The 18019-nt window shown below is 45.7% G+C and carries 13 protein-coding genes; 5 read left to right on the top strand and 8 right to left on the bottom strand.

The window, feature by feature from the left end:
* Positions 1–190: 190 nt before the first annotated feature.
* Positions 191–1273, bottom strand: coding sequence for a glycerol dehydrogenase (locus tag R7P64_RS13225; protein WP_206953639.1), 1083 nt, complete (start codon positions 1271–1273; stop codon positions 191–193).
* 353 nt (positions 1274–1626) lie between these two features.
* Between R7P64_RS13225 and dhaK the strand changes: the two genes are divergently transcribed.
* The 3 genes from dhaK to ptsP are packed head-to-tail and all read left to right on the top strand — an operon-like array spanning position 1627 to position 5737.
* Positions 1627–2685 carry a dihydroxyacetone kinase subunit DhaK gene (gene dhaK, locus R7P64_RS13220; RefSeq protein WP_054574262.1) on the top strand — a complete coding sequence of 353 codons (1059 nt, stop codon included), beginning with the start codon at positions 1627–1629 and terminating at the stop codon, positions 2683–2685.
* Positions 2686–2700: 15 nt separating this feature from the next.
* Positions 2701–3336, top strand: coding sequence for a dihydroxyacetone kinase subunit DhaL (gene dhaL, locus R7P64_RS13215; protein WP_005379705.1), 636 nt, complete (start codon positions 2701–2703; stop codon positions 3334–3336).
* A gap of 1 nt (position 3337) precedes the next feature.
* Positions 3338–5737, top strand: coding sequence for a phosphoenolpyruvate--protein phosphotransferase (gene ptsP / locus R7P64_RS13210; RefSeq protein ID WP_318118481.1), 2400 nt, complete (start codon positions 3338–3340; stop codon positions 5735–5737).
* A gap of 80 nt (positions 5738–5817) precedes the next feature.
* Here the strand turns inward: ptsP and dhaR are convergent, their stop codons facing one another.
* The 5 genes from dhaR to R7P64_RS13185 form a co-directional block, all read right to left on the bottom strand.
* The gene (dhaR, locus tag R7P64_RS13205) at positions 5818–7743 is read right to left on the bottom strand and encodes a dihydroxyacetone kinase operon transcriptional regulator DhaR (protein ID WP_318118480.1); all 1926 of its coding nucleotides are present in this window, start codon (positions 7741–7743) and stop codon (positions 5818–5820) included.
* Between the two features lie 145 nt (positions 7744–7888).
* The gene (locus R7P64_RS13200; protein ID WP_005379708.1) at positions 7889–8419 is read right to left on the bottom strand and encodes an MltR family transcriptional regulator; all 531 of its coding nucleotides are present in this window, start codon (positions 8417–8419) and stop codon (positions 7889–7891) included.
* An 86-nt stretch (positions 8420–8505) separates the two neighbouring features.
* Positions 8506–9654: a mannitol-1-phosphate 5-dehydrogenase gene (locus R7P64_RS13195; protein ID WP_222712325.1), complete on the bottom strand. Its 1149-nt coding sequence runs from the start codon at positions 9652–9654 to the stop codon at positions 8506–8508.
* A gap of 111 nt (positions 9655–9765) precedes the next feature.
* Positions 9766–11718, bottom strand: coding sequence for a PTS mannitol transporter subunit IICBA (locus tag R7P64_RS13190; RefSeq protein WP_167415667.1), 1953 nt, complete (start codon positions 11716–11718; stop codon positions 9766–9768).
* Between the two features lie 595 nt (positions 11719–12313).
* Entirely contained in the window at positions 12314–14077 is a 1764-nt protein-coding gene (locus R7P64_RS13185; protein ID WP_258657542.1) for a lysophospholipid acyltransferase family protein, read from the bottom strand.
* A 233-nt stretch (positions 14078–14310) separates the two neighbouring features.
* Here R7P64_RS13185 and R7P64_RS13180 point away from each other — a divergent pair, with 233 nt between their 5' ends.
* On the top strand, positions 14311–15030 hold the full coding sequence (locus tag R7P64_RS13180; RefSeq protein ID WP_005379714.1) for an SIMPL domain-containing protein: 720 nt from the start codon (positions 14311–14313) through the stop codon (positions 15028–15030).
* A 43-nt stretch (positions 15031–15073) separates the two neighbouring features.
* On the opposite strand, the gene R7P64_RS13175 is transcribed toward R7P64_RS13180, so the two are convergent.
* Positions 15074–16123, bottom strand: a complete 1050-nt coding sequence (locus R7P64_RS13175) for a DUF4382 domain-containing protein (protein ID WP_318123593.1) — start codon at positions 16121–16123, stop codon at positions 15074–15076.
* 229 nt (positions 16124–16352) lie between these two features.
* On the opposite strand from R7P64_RS13175, the gene R7P64_RS13170 reads away from it, so the two are divergent.
* Positions 16353–16628 (top strand): hypothetical protein, encoded by a 276-nt coding sequence (locus tag R7P64_RS13170; RefSeq protein WP_005383040.1) that lies wholly within the window; start codon positions 16353–16355, stop codon positions 16626–16628.
* A 95-nt stretch (positions 16629–16723) separates the two neighbouring features.
* Here the strand turns inward: R7P64_RS13170 and R7P64_RS13165 are convergent, their stop codons facing one another.
* Complete coding sequence (locus tag R7P64_RS13165) at positions 16724–17527, bottom strand: MetQ/NlpA family ABC transporter substrate-binding protein (protein WP_017633488.1); 804 nt, start codon at positions 17525–17527, stop codon at positions 16724–16726.
* Positions 17528–18019: the final 492 nt, after the last annotated feature.

Raw genomic sequence — 18019 nt, 5'->3', positions numbered from 1 at the left:
CTTTATTATCTGTATTTGATTTCTATATAGTTGTCTTTGTGAAAAAAAGATCAAACTTTACCAGTTAAGAAGCAATAAATGGCCTTAAATTGAGGCCATTTATGATCAAACTATATTATCTGCCTACACCAAGCGGCACATGCGAGAGTATGTGCCGCTTTTTTATTTAAGCCCACTTTAAGGGGGTGAGTTATTGACCCAACTGGTGAGCGGTTAGAATTGCAGAGTAGACATTTTCTGCCGTCACTGGGAATGGCATATTGTGGATGGTTTCTCCCTCGGCCGTTGAGGCTTCGGCGACCTCGCGCAACTTAGCGTGGTTAAGATCTTTAACGCCCATATCAAATAAGTTGGTTGGTAGACCTACAGAGCGGCAGAATGCAAGAACCGTATTAATCTCTTCCATCGCTGCGTTTTCTAGTACCAGCTGAACAAGTGTGCCGAACGCGACTTTCTCACCATGATAGAGATGATGACACTCTTCAAGCTTAGTTAGGCCGTTATGAATAGCGTGAGCACCCGCTAGACCACTGCTTTCAAAACCGATACCGCTTAGGTATGTATTGGCTTCAATAATGTTTTCTACCGCTTTGGTGCTCACACCATTTTCTACCGCAGCTTTTGCTTTTACACCATCTTCAAGCAAGGTTTCATAGCAAAGTTTCGCAAGCGCTTGTGCTGAACGCGTCGCTAACCCACCAGCCATTGTTGCCTTACCAGAAGTCATGTTGGCACGAGCTTCAAAGTAGGTGGAAAGCGCGTCGCCCATCCCCGATACAAGTAAGCGAACAGGGGCTTTGGCGATGACTGACGTATCCATGATGACCATGTCTGGGTTTTTAGGGATCATCAAATATTCTGCAAATTCACCTTCAGGTGTGTATATCACCGCAAGCGCTGAGGTTGGCGCATCAGTCGAGGCAATCGTAGGAACCACCACGACAGGAATTTTGGTGTAAAACGCAACAGCCTTTGCTGTATCTAACGTTTTACCACCACCAATACCGACAATGACATCGTGTTTTTGAGTGGCACAAATGTCCGTGATGCGTTCAATCTCAACGCGCGAACATTCGCCACCAAAAATGTTCATAGTGAGTGGAAGCTTTTCGTCAGCAAAACTTTGCTTGACGTCATCACCAACCAGGTTAGTCACGAACTCATCGGCAATTACTAACGGACGTTCACCTAATGTTTTCACATAGTGAGCGATAGATGTAAGTACTTGTTCACCTTGGACGTATTTGCTTGGGCTGATAATAATTTTGTCCATAATTCAAACCTTTAACCTTTTTTATGTGTGTTTTGGACTGCAATGAATATCCATTGTAGGGATAAGGTTTATATTAGGTTTGGTGTGGTAGGTGGTGAAGGATATCTCTGGTTTTTTTCCATGCTTTTATGACCTCTGTGTCAAACCGACTGTCAGAAGTAATAAGCATCAGCATGCTTTATGGCGCCGATCACTATTCAAGCGAATCTGTCGTTTTTCGTTTCATATTGAAACGAAAATACCGAAGTCGTTGTTTCAATATGAAACAGATTGATTTTTGTTGAGCACGTTTTTTCTCTGTTTAAGATGAATTCATACCCTACATAAAAATATAAATGGAATGAGATAGAACGATGAAAAAGTTAATTAACCAAGTCGATGATGTTGTATTGCAGCAAATGGAAGGCCTGGCATTGTCCCGCCCTGAGCTAAAAGCCAACTACGAGCCTCGTTACATGTGGCACGAGGAAACGCCGGGGCAAGTGGCACTGGTTTCTGGTGGTGGCTGTGGTCATGAACCTTTGCACGCTGGTTTTATTGGTAAAGGCATGCTGACAGGCGCCTGCCCAGGAGAGGTATTTACTTCACCTACGCCTGATCAAATGTACGAATGTGGTAACCAAGTGAATACCGGTGAGGGGGTGCTGTTTATCATTAAAAACTACACCGGAGACGTGTTGAACTTTGAAACGGCTGTGGAGCTGCTTCATACCGATGGTATCAAAGTTGGGTCGGTGTTGGTGGATGACGATGTTGCAGTCAAAGACAGCCTATACACCGCTGGTCGCCGTGGCGTTGCTGGAACGGTATTGGTTGAAAAGTTAGTTGGGGCTGCCGCGAACAAAGGTTATTCGCTGGAGCAATGTGAAGCACTGGCTCGTCGCGTGAATAATCACTGTCGTTCATTTGGTGTGGCACTTAATGCTTGTGTTGTACCAGCGGCGGGTAAACCATCTTTTGTTCTGGAAGATGATGAAGTTGAGTTTGGTGTTGGTATCCATGGTGAACCAGGTATCAAGCGAGTGAAATACACCGACGCCGATACGTTAGTGGATGAGATGTTTGCTGAAGTTGCTGAAAACACGCCTTATCAGCGCACATTGCGTATTTGGAATCGTGACGAAGGTGAATGGGATGAAGTGGAATCCAGCATTGAGCCTTTCGCCGCTGAACACGACTACATCGTGATGGTGAATGGTATGGGTGGTACGCCAACTTCAGAGCTTTACGGAGTGTACCGCCGTCTGGCTCATAACTGTGAGCAAGCAGGGTTCCGTATCGTGCGTAATATGGTTGGTAACTTCTGTACGTCACTCGATATGGAAGGCGTTTCGATTACGTTGCTGAAGGCAGACAAAGAGATGTTGGAGCTGTTTGATGCTCCTGTCGATACGGCCGCGATCAAGTGGTAACAGGGGAGAGCAAACATGCAAATTGAAAAACAACATATCGTTCACTGGCTAGAGTTATGTGCAAAAACGTATCAAGAGAATCAAGATTTTCTGACCGACCTTGATCGTGATATTGGTGACGCCGACCACGGTCTCAATATGAACCGTGGCTTTAAAAAAGTTGCTGAAAAACTGCCGCAATTTGCGGACCAAAATATCGGCAGCATTCTCAAGAATACGGGCATGACCTTGCTTTCTAGTGTCGGTGGGGCAAGTGGCCCGCTGTATGGCACGCTGTTTATTCGCACGGCTGCCGCTGTCGGAACCCGAGAGCAACTAACGTTTGAAGAGTTGGTCGATGCACTAAAAAGCGGTGTGGATGGCGTGGTGTCTCGTGGTAAAGCAGAGCTGGGTGATAAAACCATGTGTGATGTTTGGTTACCCGTTTTAGTTAGCGTGAAGGCGTCGTTAGAAAATGGCATGAGCGCCGATCACTTACTTAATGAAATGGTTGAGCTAGCAGAAACGAACGCGGTTGCCACGATTGAAATGTTGGCGAAAAAAGGGCGAGCAAGCTATTTAGGTGAACGCAGTATTGGTCACCAAGATCCCGGTGCAACCTCTTCTTTGTTAATGATTAAAGCACTACAGCAGGCAATAGCAGGTAATTAAGATGGTGGGAATTGTAGTTGTATCTCATAGTCGTCGACTTGCAGAAGGGGTGGCAGAACTTGCCACCCAAATGACGCAAGGCAAAGCCAAGCTTGCGATTGCTGCTGGGATTGATGATCCAGAGAACCCGATCGGAACCGATGCCATTGCCGTGATGGAAGCGATTGAGCAGGTACAAGATCAACAAGGGGTTGTTGTGTTGATGGATCTTGGCAGCGCGTTGCTTAGCACGGAAATGGCTCTGGATCTGGTTGATGATCATGTGAGGGAAAATGTCACCCTTATCTCGGCCCCTATTGTTGAAGGGACCATGGCGGCGTCGGTGGCTGCTGCTGCCGGACTACCTTTATCGACGGTAGTCGAAGAGGCACAGAATGCGTTAAGCGTAAAACAAGAGCACCTTGGTGATCAGCCACTAACATCCGCTGAGATAGCGCCAGTATCAGAGAACTTTGAGCAAGAACGGACATTTGATTGGGTGGTGCAAAATCCGCATGGATTACATGCTCGTCCCGCTGCGGCCATTGTTGGTGCACTCGCGCCTTTTGACTGCCAATTATGGTTGAAAAAAGGCGAGCGCCGTGTGAACGCAAAAAGCTTAAACAGCATTGCGAAACTTGGCGTTTGTAGCCAAGAGACGATCACGCTGTGCGCACTTGGACCTCAATCCAGTGAAGCAATCAAGGCATTTGAAGCCTTAGCTAGTGAGCACTTCGGAGAAAAAGAGGCGGTTGAGCAAGGCATTATCGAATCTGAAGAGAGCACGGATACTTTGCTCGATGACATGGTCCCAAATCAGATTGAAGGTGCTGTTGTTGGTATTCGAGTCAATGACGGTATCGCTACTGCTCCAGTTGTCCTTTTTACTCATGAAATGCCAGCTGTGCCTGAACGTGATTTCCAAAGTGAACAAGATGAAATTGAACGGGTTAAGCATGCGATAGGCGTGGTTGTTCAACATTTGCAGGAGCAAGCGAAGCAGCCGAAAGGGGAAATATTTTCTGCTCATAGCATGATGCTCAGTGACCCAGAGTTATGGGCATCGGTTGAGGCGCGAATTCAAACGGGCATGATAGCCGAGCAAGCTTGGATAGAATCACTGCAAACGTTGGCCGAAGAGTTTCGCCAGGCAGAAAGTCAGTACATGCGGGAGCGTGAAGCAGATGTGCATGATATCGCACGCCAAGTTATGGTCGAAATGACAGGCGTAACGCCTAATGCCATCGACATTCAGGAACCGAGTATTTTGTTGGGCCGCGACCTGATGCCTTCTGATGTGGCCGGGCTTGATAAATCGAAAGTGCTTGGTATCTGTTTGAGTGAGGGAGGGAAAACCTCTCACAGTGCGATTCTTGCTCGTGCGATGGGGATTCCTGCCATCGTTAAAGCTCAGGGCTGCCTTGATGCTGTGCGTGCTGGTCAAGTGGTGACTATTGATGGCTTCCGAGGGCATTTATGGTTCTCTCCTTCAGATGCCGTACAGCAGGAATTAGAAGCTCAGCAAATTGAGTGGCAAAGCATCCGACAACGTGCATTAGCGAGTGCTCAGCAAGCCGCAGTCACCTGTGATGGTGTCCATATTCCAGTATTCGCCAATATTGGTGGACCGAAAGATATTGATGATGCACTAACATCGGGGGCTGAGGGCGTTGGTCTATTTCGGACTGAGTTTCTATTTCAAAACAGTGATGAGTTGCCGACTGAGGAAGCGCAATATCAAGTGTATCGTGATATTGCTGCCGCACTTGGTGATAAGCCACTTACGATTCGTAGTCTAGATGTTGGCGGTGACAAGCCTTTAGCCGCTTATCCTATGCCAGCAGAAGATAATCCATTTTTAGGTTTGAGAGGGGTGCGGTTGTGCCTTCAACATGAGTCATTGTTTACCGCTCAACTTCGAGCCATTCTGAGAGCCTTTCACGAGCAACCGAATATTCAATTGATGATACCGATGGTGGCTCAGGTTGAAGAAGTGAGAAAAGTAAAAGCGCTGTTGGCGCATCAAGCAAACCAACTCGGCTTGGATGCGACTCATTTGCCCGTTGGTATTATGATTGAGGTGCCAGCCGCGGTGTTAAATGCTGATGCGTTAGCCCAAGAAGTCGACTTTTTCTCTATTGGCACCAATGATTTGACTCAATATGTTATGGCCGCCGATCGAGGTAACGCCGCTGTTGCTGAATTGGTGAACTACTTTGAACCATCGGTACTAAAAGCCATTGAGCTCACGTGTGCAGCAGGCGATCGCGCGGGCATACCGGTTAGTATGTGTGGTGAGATGGCTGGCGATCCAAATGCCACAGAAACATTGCTTCGCGTGGGGTTGCGAAAATTCAGCGCCAGTTCGAGTATGCTCCCGGGACTAAAAGCGCAGATTCGTCAGTTGTCTGTCGATGTTTAATCGATATCTTATCGTTAGTACATCTGTACCGGCGTGCTTACGCCGGTTTTACTTTTGTTATAGGAACGCCATTTCACGACTTAATACAGCTTCATTTGCTCCTGTAGCCTAAACTTATTAATTTTTCTCCATAAGGTCGTGCGGCCAATTTGCAATGCTTTCGCCATATCATGCATTTTGCCATCACACTGATTCCAAGCTTGAACAATCGCTCTTCTCTCGGCTTCTTCTAACGTGATTACTGGCGTATTTTCTGCGGTATGGCGAGAATTCAGTTTAATGTCTTCAGGAATATCGTTCAGCTTGATTAAGTTCGAACTGCGGTTCAGCAAAATTCGCTCAGTTCGGTTTCTTAATTCGGAGTTATTGCCTGACCAACGAAAATTCATCAACGCTTCCAGTGCGACTGGCTCTATCGAGATCGTCACATTGTGGCGGCGTTCGTAATGGCTGATAAGCTGCTGGACGAGAAATTCAATGTCTTCTTTACGCTTTCGTAGTGGTGGAATATGCAGCTCGTTCGAGGAGATTTCATAATAAAGTTGCCGACCAAATGAGCGCTGAGTGACATACTCGCTGATCTCTGAAGCGGTGCTGGTAATAAGTTGAAAATCTACGGGGATCAATCGCAAACTGTCGCTGCGGCTGACGAGCCCAGTTTTTAACAACTTAAGTAGCACGGCTTGTAAATCGGGTGACAGATATTCCACCTTTTCTAAAAAGAGCGTACCGCCATGGGCGAGCTCAAACTTTGAAGGCATGCCTTGCCCTTCGTCATACCCCAGGGTTTCTTTGACCAGTTGCTCTGTATTGATGGAGCGGCAGTTGAGCGTAATGAACGGCCCTTCTTTGTAGGTGCTTTCGTTATGAATCGCCATGGCGAGAGTGGCTTTTCCTACGCCTTCTTCACCTGTAATTAGAATCGGTGATTTGGACTTTATGGCCCGTTTTGCCACGGTAATGACATGCTTCATTTTTCGTGAAATGACGGGCAAAGTGCTGAACGTATAGCGCGCACTGCCACCTATTTGTTGTTGAGCAAGTTCGCGAATTTTATCGATAGGGTGCAAGAACAATAAGTGTGTGCCGTCGTTGAGTGGACGCAAGGTGATGATCGCTTCAACAAACTCGCCACGAACCTCTACCGTTGTGAGTTTACGGTTTATGCTCGCACCTGACTCAATACTAGTAAGGACATTCGGTGGGAAGCGTAAAACAGAAAAGACTTCTTTATCCAAGACCTGACTGGCTTCAATGTTTAACAAACGCTCGGACTGGTGATTTACCATGGTGATGCGATTTTCTTCATCCCACGCTAGAAGGCCGTCATCCATGCACTCTAACGTTGCGTTATGCGCACAAGTGAGGCGGTTCATGTTTTCTTGTTCCGACTGAATGTGGATTTGCAAGCTGACTTCTTTCGCGCTCGACGCGATGATGACTAAGTCTTCTTTCTTATAGCTTTCCGCTTTTCTGAAAAGGCATGTTGTACCGCGTAATTTGCCAAATTGGTCAAAAACAGGCGCCGCTACAGAGGCATAAGAGTGCAAGTGGCGATTGAAATGTTCGGCAGCAAAAACTTCACACGGGATATGAGTGTTGATACAGAGATTGACTGCATTTGTGCCTATCTTTCCTTCGGAGAGAAAACAGCCTTGTTTTATGCCGAGCGTTTGCATCTCTTGTCGCATAGAGTCGTGCCCGACGGTGGAGAGAATACAGCCGTTGCCATCGGTTACCATCAATACCAGGTCTTCGTCACCAAGCATATCGTACGTATCTTCAAGTACGGTCGTGGCGCATTCGATGAGATGTTCGTTGCGCTTCATTAGAGATGAGAAGGTAAATCCAGAGGCAATATGTGGTTTTGACCAGGTGTAAGGGCTGCATTGCTTTATGCAACGCTCCCACGACTCGAGGACGGGAGTGCGGGAAAATTCTGGAGATACCCAGTGGTGTTTCTGGAAAAACTCCCACTTAGTTTTAGTGTCTTCGATTGAAAGCATGCGATACCGTTTCAATACTAGCGATAGATTGGTCTGATGTTACAGAGACATCGGAATATGGACTGTGATGGCTTTCACGCACGTTGTATAGAAGAATGTGCAAAAAGAGGGGCGAGTTGAGGAGGCTTCCTTGCCAGTTTTTCGATTAAAAAGGGCTGTCTTTGCCGAGCTCATTGCAAATCTCGACAATGGCAAGTGAGAGCCCTGACTTAATGATTTGTTGTTGACGTTGCAGTTGTAGCTGATAAAACTCAAGGTCGATGTCGTCATCTGGTTCGCTGACTTCCAGTTGTACCATGCCCATTTTCTTCACCAAGTGCAGTTTCTTAATTGGTTCTAGAATATTCGGGTCAGTGAATTCGTAATCTGAAGCGTCACTATTGAGTTGGTTTTTGAGTTTGATGATGTCTTCGATGTCGTGGTAAATGTCATCGGGGAGCACTCCCAAGCCAAACAATAACTTCAAACGAACAGACAGATCGCCCAGTGGTCCAGAGTCTTGTAGCAGCGGACCGACAACCGATTGAACAGCGAAGTTATCTTTACGAAAGATTCTTTGCACCAACCCGTCGATCGAATCGTTAAAAACGTCGACTGCTGCAATGAAAAAGCCTCGTACCGATGGTGCGCTGTTTAATCGCTCAATGATCTCGGTTTCGTTGATGTTATCTGCCATATACTGAATACATTTCTAATTATTAGCTATCCCAACTCTTCAAGCAGAGAAGGACATAGAAGGGGAGCCGAGCTCCCCTAGGTAAATCAAAGTTGGTTGTAAAGTGTCTCGATTTGAGCCACTTCATCGCTGTCTTCTGCAAGACCTGTGTATGTCGCTAGCGTCTTCTTCACTCCCACTTCTTTTAATGAGTTTTGTAGCTCTACGGCTTGTGGGTCAGTGTCGTTAGTGTACTTCAACGCAGCGGCAATGCCTTTCAAAAGTGTTTGATTTTCAGTGCCATACTCAATTGTACCGAGTAAAGGCTTCACTAATCTATCGTTTGCACCTAATTTACGAATTGGTTGACGACCTACGCGATCAACCTCATCCACTAAGTATGGGTTGGCAAAGCGTCCTAGAATCTTCTCGATGTAAGCATTGTGCATGTCACGGTCGAAGCCGTAACGTTTGATCAACACCTCACCACTCTCTTGCATCGCCTGTTTTACTTCATCATGAATACTTGGGTCTTCAATCGCTTCACGAATAGTACGATGGCCTTTCAAGCAACTTAGGTAAGCGGTAATGCAGTGGCCTGTATTGAGAGTGAATAGCTTGCGTTCTACGAATGCCATTAGGTTGTTGGTTCTTTCCATGCCAGCTATGTCAGGGATTTCGCCCTTGAATTGCTGCTCATCCACAATCCATTCGCTAAAGCTCTCTACCGTCACTTCTAGTGGGTCATCGTTCGCTGCTTCTGCTGGTGGCACGATGCGGTCTACCGCTGAATCGACAAAGCCAACCAATTCGTCTGCTTTCGCGTGCAATGATTCATCCAAGTGTTTGTACACTTCACCTTTTAGGTGTGTGGTGCCACGAACCATGTTTTCACACGCGATGATGTTCAATGGCTTATCGTTACCTGCTGCAAAGCGCTTAGCTATGCCGGTAGCGATGGTTTTTGCAATGATGTCCAGTACGTTAGGGCCAACCGCTGTTGTGACCAAGTCGGTTTTTACAATGCGGTCAATGACATCTTCACTGGCTGAGTTTACCGCGGTGACGTGAGTTACTGTGTCGATTTGGCACTCAGTACCGACCACTTTTACTTTGTATTCTTGCTTGTGACTCAGTTGATCGACGAGTGGTGCGTCTACATCTGCAAATGTGACCTCGACTTCTGCATCTGCTAATAGTTTACCGATGAAGCCACGACCAATGTTACCTGCGCCAAAATGAACTGCGTTTTTCATAATTCTTACCTACCAATGTCTAAAATGTTGACTTACGAAACTAGGGGGAGGCCAACCGCATAGGGGGTGACAGCTGACCTCATTTGCCTCAGGAGCAAATTAAAGGGGTAATTAAGCCGCTTGTTGACAGCCAAGGATGTTCAGAATCTCTTCCACATCGTTGGTACTGGTTAGCTTCTCAATTGCCTCCGGCTCATCGAGCGCGTTCGTAATGGTGGTAATCACCTGGATGTGCTCATCGTTCTTAGCGGCAATGCCGATAACCAGTTTCGCTACATCATCGTCGTCTTCAGTAAATTGGATACCCGATGGGTATTGGCAGATTACAATGCCGGTTTTCTTCACGCGGTCTTTCGCTTCTACCGTGCCGTGAGGCACTGCGATAGATTCGCCTAGGTAAGTTGGAACCAATGCTTCACGCTCAAACATCGCGTCTACGTATTCTGGTTCTGCGTAGCCAAGTTCGACCAACTTGTTGCCCGCGAAGCGAATCGCTTCTTCTTTGTTGGCTGCTTTCAAACCTAGGTGAATGTTTTCACGCTGGATTTGGAACACCGACGTTTGCTGTGGCTCGAAGTTGTCGTCGTTTGCTGCCACGAGCGAAACTTTTACCATTTGGTCGTCATTGGCTGCGGATTGGTTTTGCGCTGCTAGTAGTTTGGTGACTAGCTGGTTGTACATCTCGCTGTCTAGGAAGTTAGTCAATGAAATGTGGTGTGCGTTTGGAGCATGCTTACGTGCACGATCCGTTAAGTCTTTATGAGTAATCACGATATCTGCACTCTCTGGTAAGCTGTTAATGGCAAGGTTGGTTACGTGGATGTTCAGACCTGCGTCTTGAACCTTTTTGCGTAGCATGCTCGCGCCCATTGCACTCGAGCCCATGCCCGCATCACAAGCGACAATGATGCTTTGTACTGTCGCTAGGTCTACGTCACCTTTGCTTTGGCTGTTTACCACCGCATCGTTTTTAGATGCAGATTTCATGTCTTTCATTTGTGATGTTGCTTTTTCTAGTGCTGCTTCATCACCGTCTTCTTCTGTTGACGTTTGAGTCTTCATTAGCAGTGCTGCTACGGCGAATGACACGCCTGTTGCTGCTGCGATAGACGCTAGAACACCAACGATTGAGCCTTTCTGAGTCATCAACAAGATTGCAAAGATTGAACCTGGTGATGCTGGAGAAACGATACCTGCGTTAAAGATAGTTAGAACGAATACGCCAGTCATACCACCTGCGATAGCCGCAAGGATTAGGCGAGGGTTCATTAGGATGTATGGGAAGTAAATCTCGTGGATACCGCCGAAGAAGTGGATGATTGATGCACCACCTGCCGTTTGACGAGCCGTACCTTTACCAAACACCATGTAAGCTAGCAGGATACCTAGACCAGGACCTGGGTTTGCTTCGATTAGGAAGAAGATCGATTGACCTGTTTCAGACGCTTGTTGGATACCCAGTGGAGAGAAAATACCGTGGTTGATCGCATTGTTTAGGAACAGGATCTTCGCAGGTTCAACGAAGATTGAAGTCAGTGGTAGTAGGTGAGCAGAAACTAGGAAGTTAACGCCAGCCGCCAAGCCACCAGAAAGAATTTTTACGAATGGACCGATAAAGATGAAGGCAAGGATCGCACATAGCATGCCGATGATGCCCGCAGAGAAGTTGTTAACCAACATCTCGAAGCCACTTTTTACTTTACCATCGATGTAGTTATCGAATTTCTTGATAGCCCAGCCGCCCATTGGGCCGACCATCATTGCCCCCATAAACATTGGGATGTCTGTGCCGACAATCACACCCATTGTTGTGATTGCACCGACTACCGCACCACGATCGCCACCAACTAATTTACCACCGGTGTAACCGATAAGTAGTGGCAGCAAGTAGGTAATCATTGGGCCAACCATAGAGGCTAACGTTTCGTTTGGTAGCCATCCAGTTGGGATAAATAGAGCAGTGATAAAGCCCCACGCGATAAACGCGCCGATGTTTGGCATTACCATGTTTGACAGAAAACGACCAAAATTTTGTATCTTGATCTTGGCATCTGGTGATATCATAACAATTCCCCGTTCGATGTTCTGATGAATCTTGTTGTAGTAAACGGTTCGCCAAAACCGTTTGTTTGATTGCTTAGTACCCAATCAATTTACCACACATTTTCCAATTGGAACTGACAACGGGTTTTTCGTGATCTACGCCCGCATTTCTTAGGCTGAGAAACGGTTTTTAAGTGACCAAGTTCAACTTATTAACTTGTAACTTAATAACAAAAAGCCACTTTTAAATCTGTCAATAAAAATCTTAGTGATCAATCCGATCTTCTGACAAATTTAAAATCAAAATACTTTGTGACTTTGATCACTTTTGATTTTTTTTGAAATTCGAATTAAATACTTGTAATGATCAATGTCACGTTTTGTGTTGAGTTGTGGTGGATTTAAAGTGTGACCTGGATCTGTTTTTGTTTTTTGTGAAAGTTTGTGACGGAATTGGTGAGATAAATGCTATCTAGATCTTTCGATAGATTGTATCTATGAGAGTCTTTTCGGCGCACTTCACGGAGCACGCCTAATTAGTTGATGAAAGGGTAAATAAAGAGGGTCGCCACACGGTTCTTCTTGTGATTCCCAACTCTCTACTTAATCACTGTTCTTAATCATCGTTGCTATTAGTATGATAGACGAGGTAGTCATGAGCTTGCTCGCGTCCCATATACCTTGCCAACGTCTTTTCTTGAACATCGCGCAAATCCACCATAATCAATCCATCTAGAGCGTTATTGAATGCAGGGTCGACGTTGAAGCATACCAGCTTGCCATTGAGGCTTAAGTACTGACGCAGCAAAACGGGCACTCCTTTCCCTTCATCGATTCTGGCAATGACACGTGACAATAGCTGTAAATCACCCAGAGCGGTGAGCATGCTGGTATTCCAGTCACGGTGGTGCTCAGGAAGTGGGTTAGAAGGCGTGACGTATTCTGCACAGTTGTTGTCGTAGTGGTGCAGTGTCATTGATTGAGCCAGTAATTGACGTGCAGTATCGCTATAGTCGTTGCTAATACTGACTGGGCCAAATAAGTGCGTGTAATCAGGATTTTGATGAACGAAGGTTGCGATGCCTTTCCACAGCAACAGTAGCGCGCTCATGCTCTTTTGATATTGCTGTGCAATCACAGAGCGCCCCATCTCAATGGATTTACCCATTTGGTCGATAAAGCGTTGGTCATAGTTAAACAACGTTCGTGAATACAGACCTGCTACGCCGCGCTTTTCAATCAGTTGATCAACCAGACCTAAACGATACGCGCCCACCAAGCATTGGTTCTCTCTGTCCCACACAAACAGATGCAGGTAATCATGATCGAAATGGTCAATGTCTATTGCTAGTCCAGTCCCTTCGCCAACTTGTCGGAAATTGAGCTCACGTAGGCGACCAATTTCATGCAGTAGGGAAGGGATACTCTGCGACTCCGTGCAGTAAACATCGAACTCACCACTTGTTAGCAGCTTGGACTCTTTTGGTAAGTTGTTCAGCTCTTCAAGCAATTCGCCTACGGGTAACCCTGCCGCTATTGGAGAGAGCAGTTCTGATGAAGAAGAAGGCTTAACTGATTGGGTTTCACGATTGAGCAAGTAAGTGTTGAGCCGCAAATAGTTCACCACTTGATCATCGTTAAGTGTGTTGAGCTCTTTGAATTTAATCGCTTGGCCAAAAGACAAGTTGATGGTTTGTGCATGTTTGTTCAGTAGCTCCCGCCCGAGCATTAGGGTACGCAAAAGTGGATGGATTTTCCCTGCCATATAGAAGCGTTTCGAGTTCTGACCACTGATGAATACTGGAACTGTCGTTGCTTTGTTTTTGCGGATCAGGCTACTTACGCTTCGACTCCACGCTTTGTCTTCCAAGCGTTGCTGTTTGGCATCGACTAACTGGGAAACCTCACCGGCAGGAAAGACAAGCAATAAGCCGCCACTTGCGAGGTGTTTATTAGCCGCTCTGAGGGCCTTCATATTCGATTTGACGGCGTCTCTGCCTTCAAACACATCGACACCAATGAAGAGCTGATCTAACTCTGGTACGGTTTTCAGGTATTGATTGGCTAGAATTTGGATATCGTCTCGTACCATCAACAAGAGTTCGGCCAAGATGACGCCTTCCACACAACCAAGCGGGTGGTTCGCCACAATGACGGTAGCTCCTTGTTTAGGTACTGAGTCGAGTGAACCATGAGCAATGCGATAATCGATACCTAAGATATCCAGCGTGAAGCGGAGAAAAGTTTTGGTATCGGCATTAACGGGGCGTTGGGCGTAGAACTTATCAAGTTGGTTTAAACCGGTTGCCCATTCAGCAACGTTTTCACCAATGCCAAACGGCGTTTTACGAGGGAGACGAAAAGGGGTTGAACTATCCATATTTACCTCAGCGTACAAGTTGCTGATTGGATAGTAGAAATTACAGATGACAGTTAAGAGGCAAAAGCATGAGCCTTTGGTGACAAACCAATGAAGCTTTATTGACTAAAGAAAACGGTATATCACTGTGCTATGAATCAAAACTCGCGTTATGTCTCCCTCTTAAAATAATAGATAGGCTATCTTATCTAGAACAAAGATTAAGCTAAGTTGATATTTATCAGGGGGAAATAATGGAACGAGTTTCCAATAAAGCAGCACTTTGGATTGGGCTAAGTTTGATACTTGGTCTTGGCATCCTTGGCTATTTTATGCAGCAGACGGCGGTGAAATACCGAGCCTATGAAAGAGTCGTGACAGTAAAAGGTTTGTCGGAGCGTGAGTATCCTGCTGATACGGTGATTTGGCCGATTCAATTTACTCTAGCGAGTAATGATATGGGGGCCATGTTTGATGAAATTGACCAGCAAACCCGTTTGATTTTGGACTTTCTAAGTGCCAAAGGGCTTCCTGAAACCAGCGTTTCCCTCTCTTCCCCAGCGGTCATTGACAGAAAAGCACAGCAATATGGGAGCGAGCAAGACATTGAGTATCGTTATTTGGCCTCGCGAACCGTTACGGTTTACAGCCAGAGTGTTGATGTTGTTCGAGCGGCAATCAATGAAATAGGTGAGCTAGGAAAACAAGGCGTTTTGCTTAACCAAGATCCTTATGCAAATCGTGTTGAGTACAGCTTTACTAAGCTGAATGATGTGAAGCCAGACATGATCGAAGAAGCGACTAAGAATGCGCGTGAAGTGGCTGAGAAATTTGCGAAAGACTCACAGAGTTCACTGGGTAAGATCAAACGTGCAACTCAAGGGCAGTTCTCGATTTATGACCGAGACAGCAACACGCCTTACATTAAGAAAGTACGAGTGGTATCGACGGTTCAATATTACCTTTCTGACTAAGTAAAAAGCCGCTCAGTACGAGCGGCTTTTTTAATATGGTGACTTAAAGAATTGGATTAATGTCCTGAGTTGTCAGTTCTGCCTCGACAACATCAACTGGCGTGTAGTGCTGGTAAATCAAGAAACCGTCTTCTGAAGTTTCATGAGCGTCTGGCGTATCAATATACGCAGTACATGTGTAGCCAATGCTGTAAGTACCCGGGCCGATGTAACCAAACTCGTAGCTGTAGGTTGTATTACCTTCTTCGTCTTGCGATTCATTCACGTTAGCTACCGCAACTGGCGCGTTGAGTGGATCTGCCGCACCCATATCGCCCATGGTTGAGCGATCCATTGAACCTGCATATAGGTAAACAGAGTGAACGGCAGGAACGTCATTTATTGCATTTGATGCGGCACTGTCTGCTTCACACGCTTGATACTGAATTTCACTGACTTCACCACCGATATGACCTGATTCTGATGCGTTTACTAAGCTTACCGCATTAGAGTTCATGTTCATGTAATCTTTGCCTGTTGGATCCGCCAGACCTTTGCGTAAGTCAAACTCGACAACATAGCTATTATGACCAGTATGAACTTTTACATACTGACCTTTTTGCGAAAACTTTAAGCGACCTTGATCGCTCGTATCTGGTTTAAAACCAAAACAGCTTCCTCGGCTAGGTACAACTAAGCCTTTGATGTTGCCGTCTGTCTTCTCTACGTATGACAGTGTTGTATCGTTTAATTGTTTGCCGTCTTTAGCGTACACACACATAGCATAATCACCAGGAGCGATGTCCTGTTCGTGAATGATCGTTTTAGCGTTGCTTCCCTGATATTCCATTAGATCAACTTGGTGTAGTGCTCCATTGTCACTAGCATCTAACAGAATGTGTTCTCCAGTTTGCTCGCCAGTTTCAGGGTCAAATGGTACAAGGACAACATCTTGAAACGCTAAAACGACTTTGTTGGCATCGTCGACAGGAGCATCGGAAACGCTGAGAGAAAAAGTGGCTGCTTCTGTATCGGATGAAGAGTCGTCGCTACCGCAGCCCGTCAATAAAAGACCACCTGAGATAGCAAGTAAAGGATAGGTATATTTTTTCATTATGACCTCTTGTTTACACTGCTGATAAATGTAAAAGGCTAGTCTCAAAGTCGAGAAATGATGTCATTGTATTGTGATAGAGAGGTCAATCTTCAATGGTGCTATATACAAGTCCTTTTTTATAAAACTAAGTTCTTAACTGTGATGAGGGGAGTTTGATGATAGTCAAGCTGGCTTCTTTCTTATGAGCGTAAGTTAGTATGACTTATTGCTAGAAGGAATTAGTATCATGGCATACAAGCACTTTATTAGAGAACTACTGGGTTTAGCGATTGTTGTCTCTGTCGTCTTTGGCGTATTAGGCGTGATGTTAGAGCTCTTTGCACTGACGGCACTTTGGGAGCATCAGCAAACGATAGCCGATGTTTTCTTCCATGAATCTCTCTACTTCATCGTATTTTTAATCCCACCATACTTCCTCTGGAAGTTGATTAACCGTCCTGAATTGGTTTCTGCTGACCAAGCTTATTTGGCAATGAAGTTAGAGGCTGAAAGTCGACAATGAGTCGATTTAGTGAGTAATGAAAAGAAGAGGCTATGAGAAAACATTAGCCTCTTTTCTATCTGATTCGTGGGGCAAAGTATTCGCTGCTTTATTGATTAAAAAGCTGCTTCGATTGTGCCTTTGAAAGTGCGATCGAGATAATCACGAATCGCTTGAGATTGATAAATAGAAACGAACTTTTTATACGCTTCATTATTTTTGTCTGCGTCACGAGTGGCGATGACCATGACTGCTAATGGGGCGTCTTTTGCTTCAAGATAGATACTTTGTTTCTTCGGATCTAAACCAGAAGACATTACGTAGTTCATTGTAATCGCAGCCGCGTCCACATCATCTAATGTTCTTGGTAGCTGAGCGGCATCTACCTCGACAAATTCAAATGATTTTGCGTTTTTTGTGATATCAGTTAGGGCGGCTTTATGGCCAACACCCTGTTTCAGCTCAATTAAACCTGCATCGGCGAGTAGCAACAGACCACGACCACCGTTGGTAGGGTCATTTGGAAGCGCTATACGTGCATTGTTTGGAAGCTCTTGCAGTGAGCGATACTTATTGGAATAAAGCCCCATACGCATAAGAATGGACTGACCAATTGATACTAATTGGGCGTTATGGCTACTGTTGAAGTTGTCTAAAAATGGCTGGTGCTGATAGCTATTAATATCGATGCTACCATCGCTAAGAGCGGCATTAGGTGTCACGTAGTCAGAAAACTCAATGACTTCGACATTCAAACCTTGCTTCGCTGCCTCCTTCGCTACCGCCTCGACTACTTGTGCATGTGGCCCAACTGTCGCTCCCACTTTAATGACAGAGTCATCTTTTTCTCCACAAGCGCTTAAGCCGACTACTGCCGTGAGAATCAAAGCTAGTTTCTTTAAGTGACCAATACTTTTCATTGTAGCTCCATTTTTTGTTTTAGACGTCCATACGTTTGCATGTCCATCCTATCAGAAGTTGTCTGAGGGTCAATGGTTTAAATCACGAGCAGACATTTTGTTTCTATTGCTCGTATAGAGAGCCAGATAATAGTTAAAGAAGAGGGGAAGAGGAAAAGCTATTACGAGGTTAGTGACGAGTTACCGCAACTGTACCCAAAGATATAAGATACAAAAAAGGCGTAGTAGGTATTAACCTGCTACGCCTTTCGAAATATGGTGGCCCCTCGCAGACTTGAACTGCGGACCAATCGATTATGAGCGAAGGTCTGACGCAATATCACCGCACAATCAACATAGAAACCCTGCTCCGAATCACTCCGAAATTCACCAGCAAAATCACATCACCTGATTACCCGCATGATTTTACTGACGTCGACGACGGGGATTGTTGGCCGAGATTAGTACGACGACGCCGACGAGGAAATGTAGAAAACTGTGTTGGAAAGACAG

It is taken from the genome of Vibrio sp. 2304 (assembly GCF_033339475.1).
GTDB lineage: Bacteria > Pseudomonadota > Gammaproteobacteria > Enterobacterales > Vibrionaceae > Vibrio > Vibrio alginolyticus.
This window is presented reverse-complemented; position numbering and strand designations above follow the sequence as displayed.

Excerpts from the sequence above, each read along its gene's own strand:
- ptsP (WP_318118481.1), top strand. The coding sequence starts at position 3,338 with ATGGTGGGAATTGTAGTTGTATCTCATAGTCGTCGACTTGCAGAAGGG.
- R7P64_RS13200 (WP_005379708.1), bottom strand. The coding sequence starts at position 8,419 with ATGGCAGATAACATCAACGAAACCGAGATCATTGAGCGATTAAACAGC.
- dhaR (WP_318118480.1), bottom strand. The coding sequence starts at position 7,743 with ATGCTTTCAATCGAAGACACTAAAACTAAGTGGGAGTTTTTCCAGAAA.
- R7P64_RS13225 (WP_206953639.1), bottom strand. The coding sequence starts at position 1,273 with ATGGACAAAATTATTATCAGCCCAAGCAAATACGTCCAAGGTGAACAA.
- dhaL (WP_005379705.1), top strand. The coding sequence starts at position 2,701 with ATGCAAATTGAAAAACAACATATCGTTCACTGGCTAGAGTTATGTGCA.
- R7P64_RS13175 (WP_318123593.1), bottom strand. The coding sequence starts at position 16,123 with ATGAAAAAATATACCTATCCTTTACTTGCTATCTCAGGTGGTCTTTTA.
- R7P64_RS13185 (WP_258657542.1), bottom strand. The coding sequence starts at position 14,077 with ATGGATAGTTCAACCCCTTTTCGTCTCCCTCGTAAAACGCCGTTTGGC.
- R7P64_RS13195 (WP_222712325.1), bottom strand. The coding sequence starts at position 9,654 with ATGAAAAACGCAGTTCATTTTGGCGCAGGTAACATTGGTCGTGGCTTC.
- dhaK (WP_054574262.1), top strand. The coding sequence starts at position 1,627 with ATGAAAAAGTTAATTAACCAAGTCGATGATGTTGTATTGCAGCAAATG.
- R7P64_RS13190 (WP_167415667.1), bottom strand. The coding sequence starts at position 11,718 with ATGATATCACCAGATGCCAAGATCAAGATACAAAATTTTGGTCGTTTT.
- R7P64_RS13180 (WP_005379714.1), top strand. The coding sequence starts at position 14,311 with ATGGAACGAGTTTCCAATAAAGCAGCACTTTGGATTGGGCTAAGTTTG.
- R7P64_RS13170 (WP_005383040.1), top strand. The coding sequence starts at position 16,353 with ATGGCATACAAGCACTTTATTAGAGAACTACTGGGTTTAGCGATTGTT.
- R7P64_RS13165 (WP_017633488.1), bottom strand. The coding sequence starts at position 17,527 with ATGAAAAGTATTGGTCACTTAAAGAAACTAGCTTTGATTCTCACGGCA.